Origin of the sequence: Prevotella melaninogenica, assembly GCF_018127925.1 — a bacterium.
Lineage (GTDB): Bacteria > Bacteroidota > Bacteroidia > Bacteroidales > Bacteroidaceae > Prevotella > Prevotella melaninogenica_C.
Genome location: NZ_CP072348.1, coordinates 264,430 through 277,519, shown reverse-complemented (window position 1 = coordinate 277,519; position 13,090 = coordinate 264,430). Strand labels below are relative to the sequence as shown.

Genomic DNA, 13,090 nt, shown 5'->3' with positions numbered 1-13,090 from the left:
GGGCTTTAAATTTTCCTACGGTCAGAAGAAAATTTTCCTTTGTGAAAAATTTCTTTCCAACCGTAGGTACGTAAATTTCTCACCGTAGAGAAATTTTCTTCCGAAGCGTTAGAAATTTCTTGCTAACACGTTCCCCGCAAGTTTCTAACCCGTTAGATTTTTTTCTTGTTTCCCATCCTCCCTTTATCCCGTTAGGCTCCCTCCCCTTTTGGGGAGGGTTGGGGTGGGGCTTTTAGGACTACTGGAACTGCCCAGCCCTAAACCCGTGCCTGCGGTAGTAGTTTTGCACGGCGACGATACCACTTTCGAAGTACAGGGCGTACGTGACGTCGCTACCCAACGGGTGAGCACTTGACGCCCAATAGGCGCAGCCGAGGCCAACGATGTTCAGCTGACCAGAGTCGTAGTAACCCAAGACAGGTAGATAAAAGTAATTACTTAGATCGGCATCAGAAGGAACACCAGAGTTAATACTGCTACTGGTGTTGGTATAAGTCTTGTGTGTTGTACGTAAATCTGTTGTATTATCTGCAGATATTTCAGTGTCGTATTTACCTTCTGCTATCAACACGGACCTCTTCTTAAACCACATACCACCTTTATATAAATGACCCATAGTAGTCCATAATTCATCTGCATCCCAACGAGGATCGCCGTACATGCAATACCAAGACATCTCGTTAGCGTTAGGAAGACCTGCGCAAGTCTGGGTGGCATCGAAACGACCTGAACCGCCGCCCTCGTGGTAGTAACGTGAGTCAGTGTTGTTCTGAGCGTAGTTGCTGGAAGTTGTTGCGCCTGAAAGACCTTGGCTGAGAGTTGGCTGGCCTACACCTGATGCCAAGTTCTTTGTCCATTCGAATCCTTTCCAATATTGTTCCTGAGCATCCCACATGTAGTAATGGTCGCCGTCGTAATCCTTTATGTCAAGATTGGCTGTCATATCGTAGTAGGTGTTCTTGTCGTAATTGAAAGCACTTAGGGTCTTAGTGATAGTTCCCTCAACATTGGTGGCAATATCTTTTAAGGTGTATTTTACTGTGAGCGTATGTGTACCCGCTTTGATAAGCACATAAGCACTGTTATCTGTTACGCTGGCTACTTTCTTTATTGGGAAACCATTAGGCGAAGTACTGCTTCCTGATGTTGTAACAACAATCTGTTTACCTGTACCTGTACCGGTAAGCTCGCCACTTGATGGGTCAAGCGTGTAAGTTCCTGTGATGTTATTGTCGGAAGTTACTTCAACTTTCGTCAGATAGCAATCATTTAAGGTTGCGTTTGGGTTATAAGGCTGGAGAACAAGGATGGCTGCTTGATGATCAAGCGCAAAAGAGAATGAACCACCACCTACGGTTCCTGTTGCTGTGGCTGTTCCGCAGTCGCCTGACACACCAAAGTGAGCGGTGCTGTTTGGCTCTGATTGGCTTTGAGCTGCTGGAATTGTTACCTGATCATTGTTACCGTTCTTGCCAGGGTAATAAACCTTATAGCTGGCGCTTGCAGTAAACTTGCCAGGCACCTTAAACTTAAAAGAGGCAACCTTACCTGTTGGAGCGTTGCTACTCTTGCGCCATACGTTGTTGTCGTCCTTTACATAGATATAGTCGCCAGCCTCCCAAAAGAAATTACCACTGGTGTAATCCATTGTGGTACGGGTTTTAGCCTCATCACCTGCAACAAAGGTAGTGAGGTTTTTATCGTTATCAGTCTCTGTGCCAGTTGTGCCCTGTGCTACGTCTTCATTGGCACACGATGCGAAAGCCAACGCAAGTCCGCAGAAAGCGGCGAACGATAACAGGCGTGTCTTAAATAAATTCTTTTTCATTGTCTGTCTGTTCTTTGTGATTCTGTTTTTTGTTAATAACTCTCTTGCTTAATCTTCCCATGCAGAAGAACTTTCTTTACCGCTCTCTACATCTACGTCTTCCCATTCTGTTACAGCTTTAGCACTTGATGGACCTGAAGCGTGATGGCCTGGGTTGTGCTGACTAGGGAAAGAGGTAGACATAAGAGAAGTTACTTCACTCACTTGTGCTATCTGGCACTGTGGCGCATGATAGACTTTTCTTTCTTTTGTTTTCATCATCTTTTTGATTTGATTAAAATAGTTGTTATCTACTCTCTATGTGGCTTTGTTGCTCACCTTCTATTATATACATCCTAATAACCCTCTTAACCGTCTGCACACTCCCCCCCCTCTACAGGCAGACAGCGTATTACCACTGCCTGCCTGAGAAATCAACGAGAGAAAACAAACTATTATCAGAGAATTACAATTATCTTTTGTGATAAAATCAGTGCCTAAAACGTTCTTATTTGGCTTTCTTGACGGCTCGCAAACGGGCACAAAAAAGCGAACAAAGGAAACTCCGTGAAGTCCTTTGTTTACAAGCGTTACGCCACGCTTCGCGCGCGCGTAGGATGGAAGAAAAAATGTATGATTAAACGCTAGGTGCGCCTGTGTGTGTGTGTGTGTGTGTGTGTGTGTGTGTTAGCAAAATATCTGAGACTACCAAATATAAAGCACTAAAAAAGGCAAAGAAATCAAAGTTTCTTTGCTGCGCTGAATTGGCTGGATATGTCATTGCTAATTTGTTCACGGGCGCAAAGGTAAGACTTCTTTTTAGAATTGGCAAGGAAATCCTAAAGAAATATATCATTTAGATAGAATAACCGAGAAAAAGACAGAGTAAGAACTTTCTCTTTTACCTTTATCCTAAATCGGTTCATTAGAGCTAGAATATATTTTGTTGGGCGATTAGGAAGCAATATAATAAGGATAATGGATTTATGACCTAATAAACCGATTTAGAACAAAGAAGTATAGTTAGTTCCACAGCAAAAATAATCCTTTCTTAATTACATCACTTTAGTCAACAAACATTGGTTAGTGAGGGAACTGTAAACCTATCCTCTATCAAAGATCATGATAGAGGATGCTCTATCTCACGCAAAATCATCACTCCTTCTCTCACCGTCATAACATCGCTGACCACCATAAAACGCTTACCATTCCGCTCCTTCAGATTGCAACGGCGAGGATGATGACCAATATAGTTGAGAATCTTGTCAAAGGCTGCACTCTGATAATAGACACTATTAGGGTCAGACACAAACTGCATTTGCATACGTCCTTGCTTAAGGATAATCTTCTCACAGCCTATCTGCTTGCCCATACGACGGAGCACAACAACCTGCATTAATTCCTCACTCTGAGGGGGAACAGGGCCGAAACGATCCTGTAGATGCTTACGATAGGCTTCGAGGTCTTCATCCTTCTCAATATTATTAAGCTCACGATAAAGCAACATACGCTCTGAACTGCCAGGTACGTAGTTATCGGGGAAGTACATCTCAAGATCGCTCTCTATGGCACAATCATCTATGAAATCATTGCCCGTAATCAGCTTTCCGTCGTTCATATCCTCTTGATAAAGTTCTTGGAACTCATCGTTTTTCAGTTCAATTACTGCCTGATTGAGAATTTTCTGATAGGTTTCATATCCCAAATCCTCTATAAATCCACTTTGCTCAGAGCCTAAGAGGTTTCCTGCACCACGTATATCGAGGTCCTGCATAGCAAGATTAAATCCACTACCAAGATCGGAGAAGGTTTCCAATGCTTCCAGACGGCGACGTGCCTGAGGTTTTAGTGCAGCCAAAGGTGGAGTAAGAAAATAGCAGAAAGCTTTTTTATTAGAACGCCCCACACGTCCACGCATCTGATGCAGGTCGGAGAGGCCAAAGCGTTGGGCATCGTTGATGATGATAGTATTGGCGTTGGAAATATCAATACCATTCTCTACAATCGTTGTTGAAAGCAGTACATCATAATCATAGTTCATAAAGCCCATCACTATCTCCTCCAGCTTCTCAGGCTTCATCTGTCCGTGTCCGATGGCGATACGACAGTCGGGAACGTATCTCTTAATAAGATTTGCTATCTCAGGAAGATTACTAACGAGGTTATTGACGAAATAAACCTGCCCGTTACGACTCATCTCAAAGTTAATAGCATCTGCTATCAACTCGTATGAGAAGGGGACTATCTCCGTCTGAATAGGATAACGATTGACTGGTGGTGTGCGCATAATACTCATGTCACGTGCACCCATCAGCGAGAACTGGAGCGTACGTGGAATAGGCGTTGCCGACATTGTCAGCGTGTCAACATTTGTTTTCAGCTGGCGAAGTTTCTCCTTTGTAGACACACCAAACTTCTGTTCTTCATCAATGATAAGTAGTCCGAGGTCATGCCACTTCACCGACTTCCCTATCAACTTATGCGTACCAACAAGAATATTAATCTTTCCCTCTGCCAAATCCTCCAACACCTGTTTAGTTTGTTTAGCACTGCGAGCACGTGAGAGGTAGTCAACACGCACAGGCATATCCTTCAATCGCTTCTTGAAAGTTTGGTAATGCTGGAAAGCTAATACAGTTGTTGGCACAAGCACAGCTACCTGTTTATTATCTACAGCAGCCTTGAAAGCAGCACGAATAGCTACCTCCGTCTTACCAAAGCCCACGTCACCACAAACCAGACGATCCATCGGACGTGCGCTCTCCATATCTTGTTTGAGTTCTTGTGTAGCCTTCAACTGGTCGGGCGTATCTTCATAAAGGAATGAAGCCTCCAATTCATGCTGCATAAACGAGTCTGGAGAAAAGGCAAATCCCTTCTCACGACGTCGCTTAGCATAAAGTTTGATAAGGTCGCGAGCAATATCCTTGATACGCTTCTTCGCCTTTTCTTTCAGTCGATCCCAAGCACCTGAACCAAGAACAGACAATCGTGGTGCTTCACCACTATCACCACGACGATACTTACTAATCTTATAGAGCGAGTGAATAGATACGTCCACAATATCATTATGCTGATAAACAAGACGTATCATCTCTTGATATGAATCACCAGCAGGTACACGAACCAGACCAGCAAACTTACCTATACCAAAGTCAACATGCACTAAGAAGTCACCAGGTTCCATCTCCTGCAGCTCTTTCATTGTCAAAGCCATCTTACCTTGACGAGCCTTGTCTGACTTGAGGTTGTACTTATGGAAACGGTCGAAAATCTGATGATCGGTAAAGAAACATACTTTCAACGTACTATCAACAAAACCTTCATGTAGTGTTCGATTGACTGGCGTGAAAGGTAAAGCTCCCACCGTCGCGTCCTGCCCCTCCCCAGACAGTTCAGCTACAGACAGATTCTCAGAGTCAGGTGAGACATTTGTATCTGACAATGAATCGAAGATATCCCTCAAACGTATAGTCTGCTTCTCGCTATCTGCAAAGATATAGAGTTTATAACCTTGCAGAAGATAGTCACGAAGCGTCTTAGACAGCAAGTCAAAGTTCTTGTGGAAGAGTGGTTGTGGCGAGGTACTGAAGTTAATAGTAGCCCATGAACCATCCTTCTTCTTTGCTTGATCAGAGGTAGAGTGATTCATACCAAACTCTATACGACGGAAATCAAGTGCATCGTTCATCCAACGTGAGGCTGGCACCAGTTGTCCTTCCTTACGGAAAGCCACTTCCAATTCGCGCTGTTCTAACTCCGTCTTACCCTCTAACTTCTCTGTCAAAGCCTGATTAGTAAAGCCTTCTTGATAGATATTATCAATCGCATCACGCACATAGAGGAAGTCCTTAAATGCCAACACGGCATCTTCTGGTAAGAACTGTAGGAAAGGTACCTTCTCTTCTGACATCATTGTCAGCTCTGGAACAATCTCAATACGTGTCAACTTCTCAGTAGACAGCTGCGTCTCCACTTCAAAGTTGCGAATGGTTTCTATGTCATCACCGAAGAAATCGATACGGAAAGGAAGTTCATTTGAGAAGGAATAGACGTCTATAATACTACCACGCACAGCAAACTGACCTGGTTCATAGACGTAATCCGTCTCTGTAAAACCAAAAGAACGTAAGGTTTTCTCCACCTCCACAATATCAATATGCTGGTCAACTGTCAATGTCAAACGACGTTCATCCAACTGCTTTTTTGACACAACAAGTTCTGAAAGGGCTGAAGGCTCAGTCACAATATAAAGCGGTAGAGCGTTGTCAGCACCCGAGGCAAGGGCAGAAAGACGTGTTAACACCTCTGTACGCAGGATTTCATTACCCGCATCACGTTGTCCATATTTCACTGCACGACGATAAGACGATGGGAAAAACAGCACCTCTGCCACCTTTCCTTCACCATCTGCAGGCATAGCAATAGTCTTGAGGTCATTGTAGAAATAACCCGCCTCGTCATTGTCATTCAACACGAAAACAGTCGTTGTCTTCCATCGTTCAGCTATTGATGCAAAGAACATCGGAGCAGCTGAAGCCACGAGTCCTTGCAGAAAAACAGTTCTTATCAACTTATCTTTCTGTATCTTCTGTATCGCTCCTGCCTGTGGCAGCATAGCGTATAGTTTCTGTATGTCTTGTATCTTCATCGCAAATGCGTTGTGCTTGCAAAGTTACAATAAATTTCAGACAGAGGGCAATTATCTATGAAATTAAGCAGAAAAGTACTTAAAGATTTGGTAGTTTCGTGAACTCTCCTTATATTTGCAGTCTGATTCAGTGGAAACAGAAGAGGAAAGAATAGAAAAACAAGGGCGACTGACGTCTCCTTAAACCTATAAAATTCCTCATAGTACTATGGGCTTGTTTGGATTTGACGGCAAGACGAGATGGTACGTAAGCACGCGGAGCATTGTTGACTGGCTCCTAAATCTCAGTTATCGAAAAATTAATTGGCGAAAACAATTACGCTCTCGCTGCCTAACCGAAGTACAGTAGGTTACTGGCTTTATCCGACTATTAGATAGTTGGACGAGACATCGCTCCGAGGATGTTGTTCCGAATCTGGAGAGTAAGCGATGCAGGTTCAATCGGAAATAGTCAGTGTATGCCTCGATGCACTGATGAAAATTTAGAGGATAAGATGTCGGTTGGTGGTCCAGGTCTTGCCGACATACGAAAATCGAAGGCTGGAATAAACGTGTAGAAAGCGTATGGTTTCCTTGTGCGGACGTGGGTTCGACTCCCACCAGGTCCACTTCTTAATCTCAAAGGAGATTTTGTCAAACAGAAAAGGCAGTTTCGAAGCTTGATTCGAAACTGCCTTTTTTTATTCTATCATCATCGAACCAAAATCTGACTCTTCCCAAAAGCGGAGTGAAAAACTACTAAAACGAGAAGAACTTATTACCCCCTATTACCATAATAAGTTTAATTTCGTTTTGCTGTCACATTTAACATTTTTCATAACAGCACTGTCTCTAAGCGCATTAACCCATAACTTTGAATGACAGAAGTGACAGGAAAGTTTGTTTTTTAAGCAACTACTCATTCGGAGCAGTGACTGAATCTAATACGTTTCTACCTAATAATAGCCCCTACAAGACGAGTATTATTTATGCGCCAGTAGCGCTTTCAGATGCTCAAGATGCTTCACCATTCTTTGTTTCGTTTGCTCATCACGCTCTACCCTACAAGCTGCTTCTAAGTCTGATAAGAAAGGAAGATAATCGGTTTCAGCAATAAAGCGAGCCGTCCGTTCTCTTACTGCAGGGCTGTTATCAAAGAGTAATCCTTGCACCCAACGCTTAGCATCCCATGACCGACATGCCTGTAACCAGTCGAGTGCTGCTATCTTCTCATTAGGCGAACCATATAAGAATGTTCTATAATATCCACGTTCCTTTCTCAAATCATCTTTCGTCATGAGAATCTCACGATTGTATAAATCGGGATTAACGACCCGCTTCGAATATGCTACAACTGGCATGCGTAATGTCCAACGCACCATGCGTGGTATCATCCACATCATTCCTTGTGTTGCCTCTGGGTGTGAGATACTACTAAAGACACGTCCTTTCCCATATTCATTGGCGATAAAGAAAGGTCGATTATTCGTCATGTTTGCTGGGGCATTACCCTCTTCATGCACATCGGTCTCCATTATCGCCATAGTTGTGTAAGGAAGTGGAATAACTGTCACTCTTGACAAGGACAGGACCTTCGTAATACATGACGTATGACTTATCACGCTTAGCAAGTTCAGGGAATAGTTTTTACCTTCTGCCGTGAGGGAGAAGGCTGATATACCATGCCCACGGTTATCATGCACGATATCAATTGCCTTTCCACCATTGATGTGCATACAAGCATATCCTGGTGTGTCTGTAAAGAGATAGGCACCAGCACAGATACCCACAGCACCTTTTCCAGAACGAATAAAGTTTCTTATTCGTTCCATGTTCTCCTCTCCAAGATTCATATACTGCGTCACTCCCTCACCTCCTGGGATGATGATAGCATCCAAATCCTTCAATGCACCGTTCGCAATATCACCCGTAGTGATAGTTCTGACCGTCATATCAGGATCCAATTGTATGGATGCAATCGTTTCCCAAATACACGTTTGTGCACCGCCATTACCTTGGAAAACACCCACACGTACCTTGTTTCCTACTCCCATACTCCATGCACTCAGTCCTACCAAGCACATGGCAATGATGAAAAACGTTTTTCGTAGCATAATTGTTTATGTTAGTTTGTAATTTTTTATAGTCAAGTTTGCGCATAGTCAACCTACTATGAACGAAACAAAGATAGTATTTATCTTTGATATTTACATGTAAACAAAAGTGTTTTAAGTATTTTTAGACTATCGTTTAGTACCTTATTCCATACGCTTATAGGTTCACAACAGACCAATCCTACCCTTCCTTACCTATGTGTAGATTCCCAACACCATTGGTGCTAATGCTCAGCACATATAGTGCGGAGGGTGAGCACCATTAGTGCGGAGGGCATAAACGACACCAGCAATACCATAAGAATGGGATAAAGCAGTATAGACATTTACATGGAATGAGCCTTTAACTTAAACTCTATTACGTATGTTTATAGAAAATGATTACCTTTGCACAGTAGTTTAGATCAAATCACAACGATATGAAAAAACAACTTATCTTGCTTTGTGCGTTAGCCATCTCAGCATCGTTACACGTCACAGCACAATCATTCAGGAAGCAGATCAGTGAGCATCCTGAGCTTTCTGCCAACAATTACCTTGCTTACCCAGCTCCTTCGGGTAGGCTAACGCCTGCTCCTTCAGGCTATCTTCCTGTATATTTATCGCATTATGGGCGACATGGATCACGCTATCTCATTCATGAGCAACAGTATCTCCGTCCTATAGAAACCCTACAGCAAGCTGATTCGGCTGGTGTGTTGACCAATGAAGGAAAGGACATCTTGAAGAAATTACGCCTCATGTATGCAGAGTCTTATAAACGATGGGGAGAGTTGACACCATTAGGAGCACAGCAGCATCAGCAGATTGCACGAAGAATGTATCGTCGTTTCCCTTCTGTATTCCGTGATTCGGTATGGGTGGATGCCAAGTCGACGGACGTTATCCGCTGTATTCTATCCATGGAGAACGAACTGCAGGAACTGATTCGGCATAATCCTCGTTTAAGAATTAGGCATGATGCGAGCGCACATGACATGTATTTTATGAAGCAACCAGACAAGAAACTCTCTCATCAAAGGGATAGCAGTGCTATAAAGAATACGATTGACGAGTGGGGTAAACGCAATATTGACACCAAACCGTTGATGGCTCGTCTCTTTAAGGATAAGGAATACGTGACAAAGAAGGTGGATGCAGGACAGCTTACCTTCGACCTTTTCAGTTTGGCAAGCATTGTTCAGAACTCAGAGATACGCCATTCGCTCTCGCTATACAACCTCTTTACAGCCGATGAGTTGTACCGACTATGGCAGAGGAGCAATGCTTGGTGGTACTTACGTTATGCCAGTGCACCACAAAGCGGAGGTAATCAACCTTTCTCACAGCGTAATCTCTTGCGTAAGATTATCACTGATGCTGATTCTTGTCTGGCGCTCCCTCACCCAGGTGCAACCCTTCGTTTCGGTCATGACACGATGGTTATGCCATTGACGTGCCTACTGAATCTTAATAACAATGACATCAAGGTTTCAGACATTGACAGTCTTACCCTAAAGGGTTGGAGTTCTACACGCATTGTCCCTATGGCTGCTAACATCCAGTTTGTTTTCTATAAGAATCCGAAGAATCCAAAAGCTGATGTTCTCGTGAAGGTCTTACTCAACGAGGAGGAAGCGACGCTACCCCTTCCAAAGACCTCTACACCATATTACTATCGATGGAGCGACTTTAAGAAGTTCTATCTTTCAAAGCTAAATAGCTATCATGAATAAGGAGCTATGCCCCTGGTTGTTATCATAGCTATATTCTCTTCCCCCTAACAAGACGAGGATGTGTCAAAATGCAAATTAATAACTTGACAACCTTCAATTTATAAGTAGGATTCTTTTAAAGGCAAAGAAAAGACCATTTTCTTACTCAAAATCGGGTACAGAAATGGTTATTTTTATTGGATTGTTTCAGACTGTAAGATTATCAAAAGGGTATTTGCATTTCGACACATTCCTCGCGGGGTGAGTTTTTTTCATCTTTTCCTTGCCCATTCAATTTATTCTTCTTACCTTTGCGACCGTGAACAAATTAGCAACGACATATCAGATAAATTTAGCACAGCAAAGAAATCTTAGTTTCTTTGCCTTTTTTAGTGCTTTATATTTGGTAGTTTCAGATATTTTGCTAACACACACACACACACACACACACAGGCGCACCTAGCGTTTAATCATACTTTTTTTCTTCCATCCTACGCGCGCGCGAAGCGTGGCGTAACGCTTGTAAACAAAGGACTTCTAGGAGTTTCCTTTGTTCGCTTTTTTGTACCTATTTGCGAGCTGTCAAGAAAGCAAAATAAGAACGTTTTTAGCACTGATTTTACCGTAACAGATAATTGTAATTCTCTAATAATAGTTTGTTTTCTCTCGTTGATTTCTCAGGCAGGCAGCAGTGATATGCTGTCTGCCTGTAGAGAGGGAGAGGGCAAGCAATCAGAAAGGAAAAATCAGGCAATCAGAAAGGATAAATAATGAGATCGTCAGGATGTATATATAAAGGTGGCGTAATGAAGCCACATCTATAGAACAGTAACAACTATTTTTAATCAAATCAAAAAGCAATGAGAAAGAAACAAGAAAAGAAGGATTATTCTGCCCCATGTTGCATGATAATCCAAGTAAGCGAAACCACTTATTTGATGGACACGTCTTACCCCGGTCAGCACAACCCAGCCCAGTCAGGCGGAACCTCTGGTGATGCCAAGCAGGCTCCAAGTTGGATGACAGAAAGCGAAGAAGCAACCGAGCATTCTTCATGGGAAGACTAAGAGAGAGAGAGTTATTAACCAAGTAAAGAAAACAAAATCGAAAAAGAAGAAACAGACAATGAAAAAGGAATTATTTAAGACCCGCCTGCTATCATTCGCAGCTTTCTGCGGGTTCACATTAGCGTTTGCATCCTGTGCCAATGAAGACGTAGCGCAGAACCCAAACAGTACAGATAACGACAAGAACTTGACAACCTTTACAGCAGGTGACCCATCAACTCGTACCTCAATGGAGAGCGACGGCAAGTTCTTTTGGGAAGCAGGCGATAAGATTTGGGTAAAAGACGATGATGGTACATGGCAACAAAGCAGCAACGCCCCTACAGCAAAGACTGCCAGCTTTAAGTTTAAAGTGCCTGGTAAGTTTACACAAAGCAGCACCTATAAGGTTTATTACCCTGGTCAGAGCGGCAATCAGGATCAAGTTACAATTGCTGGAAGCCAAAGCCAAGGAGAGCCCAACACTACCGCTCATTTTGGTACATCAGGTGATTGCGGTATAGCAGATGCCACATGGTCAAATTCAAAGAATGGATTTGCTTTCACACTCGACCACAAGGCTGCTTACCTTCTCTTCTTGCCACGTACCAGTAACACTATCTTACATGACTGCTACTTGACAAAGATAGAAGTAAATTCAGACGATGACATTACCAGTACATATACCCTCAACCCAGCAACAGGCGAACTCACGGGTACAGGTACAGGTAAGCAGATTGTTCTCACGACAAAGGGTAGCGGAACATACGCTAATGGTTTCCCTTTAACCAACACTAGCACAAGTGCTGCTACTAATGGTTCTTACGTTGTTATAAAGCCAGGTACCCATACCCTCAAAATACGTTATTGGGTAAAGGACATAGCAACAAATGTTGAGGGAACAATAACTAAGACATTGCCTTCTGCTACCTACGATCAGAACAAGTACTACAACGTCACTGCTAATCTTAACGTACGTAATTACGACGGCGACCATTATTACATGTGGGATGCACAGAATCAATATTGGTACGGTTATGAATGGACAAAGCACCTGCCAGGAAACACTGGTCAGCCAACCCTCGACGGCAACAGTTCTTCAAACTACGCCCAGAGCAACACTGACTCTCGTTGGTATCACGAGGGCAGCGGTTCATCTTTCAATGCTACCCAGACTTGCGCAGGTCTTCCTAACGCTAACGAGATGTTTTGGTACTGTATGTACGGTGATCCACGTTGGGACGGTGACGAGTTATGGACAACGATGGGGCATTTATATAAAGGTGGCATGTGGTTTAAGAAGAAGTCTGTATTACAAGCCGAGCATCATTACGACACCGAGAAATCTGCCGACGGTACGACCGACCTGCGTACAACAAGAAAGGAATATAACAACAACAGCAGTAGTATCAACAACTCCGGCCTTCCTTCCGCCGCTGACGCAGGCAATTACTTCTACTTGCCCGCCTTGGGTTACTACAACTATGGTCAGCTGAAAGACGTTGGCAACTACGGCTACTATTGGTCGTCAAGTGCTTACCCATGGAGCAGCAACGGCGCGTACGCCCTGTACTTCGGCAGTGGTAACGTCTACGTGTACAGCTACGGCTACCGCGGCTACGGGTTCAGGGCAGAGTCGTTTCAGTAGTCCTAAAAGCCCCACCCCGACCCTCCCCAAAAGGGGAGGGAGCCTAACTGGATAAAGGAGGATGAGAGACAAGGGAAAATCTAACCCGTTGCAAGAAAATTTCTAACGTGTTAGAAATTTACAGGGAACGTGTTAGCAAGAAATTTCTAAC

6 protein-coding genes, 1 other RNA gene and 1 pseudogene are annotated in these 13,090 nt (G+C 43.4%); 4 read left to right on the top strand and 4 right to left on the bottom strand.

Features of this window, described 5'->3' with window-relative positions; all coding sequences use genetic code 11:
- Positions 1-238 precede the first annotated feature (238 nt).
- From J4861_RS06610 to mfd, 3 genes are all read right to left on the bottom strand, one after another.
- A complete protein-coding gene (locus tag J4861_RS06610; RefSeq protein ID WP_211817335.1) occupies positions 239-1,828 on the bottom strand; it encodes a hypothetical protein in 1,590 nt (529 codons plus the stop codon).
- Positions 1,829-1,876: 48 nt separating this feature from the next.
- Positions 1,877-2,089 (bottom strand): hypothetical protein, encoded by a 213-nt coding sequence (locus tag J4861_RS06605; RefSeq protein ID WP_211817334.1) that lies wholly within the window; start codon positions 2,087-2,089, stop codon positions 1,877-1,879.
- Positions 2,090-2,927: 838 nt separating this feature from the next.
- The gene (gene mfd / locus J4861_RS06600) at positions 2,928-6,458 is read right to left on the bottom strand and encodes a transcription-repair coupling factor (RefSeq protein WP_211817333.1); all 3,531 of its coding nucleotides are present in this window, start codon (positions 6,456-6,458) and stop codon (positions 2,928-2,930) included.
- A 210-nt stretch (positions 6,459-6,668) separates the two neighbouring features.
- On the opposite strand from mfd, the gene ssrA reads away from it, so the two are divergent.
- Positions 6,669-7,069, top strand: a transfer-messenger RNA (tmRNA) gene (gene ssrA / locus J4861_RS06595).
- Positions 7,070-7,420: 351 nt separating this feature from the next.
- Here the strand turns inward: ssrA and J4861_RS06590 are convergent.
- Positions 7,421-8,521: pseudogene (locus J4861_RS06590) on the bottom strand (BPL-N domain-containing protein).
- A 449-nt stretch (positions 8,522-8,970) separates the two neighbouring features.
- Between J4861_RS06590 and J4861_RS06585 the strand changes: the two are divergent.
- The 3 genes from J4861_RS06585 to J4861_RS06575 all read left to right on the top strand — a co-directional run bounded on the left by J4861_RS06585 (position 8,971) and on the right by J4861_RS06575 (position 12,939).
- Positions 8,971-10,266, top strand: a complete 1,296-nt coding sequence (locus tag J4861_RS06585) for a histidine-type phosphatase (protein WP_211817332.1) — start codon at positions 8,971-8,973, stop codon at positions 10,264-10,266.
- 839 nt (positions 10,267-11,105) lie between these two features.
- Complete coding sequence (locus J4861_RS06580) at positions 11,106-11,312, top strand: hypothetical protein (protein WP_211817331.1); 207 nt, start codon at positions 11,106-11,108, stop codon at positions 11,310-11,312.
- 58 nt (positions 11,313-11,370) lie between these two features.
- Positions 11,371-12,939 (top strand): Lcl C-terminal domain-containing protein, encoded by a 1,569-nt coding sequence (locus J4861_RS06575; RefSeq protein ID WP_211817330.1) that lies wholly within the window; start codon positions 11,371-11,373, stop codon positions 12,937-12,939.
- The last annotated feature ends 151 nt before the right edge of the window (positions 12,940-13,090 follow it).

Excerpts from the sequence above, each read along its gene's own strand:
- J4861_RS06610 (WP_211817335.1), bottom strand. The coding sequence starts at position 1,828 with ATGAAAAAGAATTTATTTAAGACACGCCTGTTATCGTTCGCCGCTTTC.
- J4861_RS06605 (WP_211817334.1), bottom strand. The coding sequence starts at position 2,089 with ATGATGAAAACAAAAGAAAGAAAAGTCTATCATGCGCCACAGTGCCAG.
- mfd (WP_211817333.1), bottom strand. The coding sequence starts at position 6,458 with ATGAAGATACAAGACATACAGAAACTATACGCTATGCTGCCACAGGCA.
- J4861_RS06585 (WP_211817332.1), top strand. The coding sequence starts at position 8,971 with ATGAAAAAACAACTTATCTTGCTTTGTGCGTTAGCCATCTCAGCATCG.
- J4861_RS06580 (WP_211817331.1), top strand. The coding sequence starts at position 11,106 with ATGAGAAAGAAACAAGAAAAGAAGGATTATTCTGCCCCATGTTGCATG.
- J4861_RS06575 (WP_211817330.1), top strand. The coding sequence starts at position 11,371 with ATGAAAAAGGAATTATTTAAGACCCGCCTGCTATCATTCGCAGCTTTC.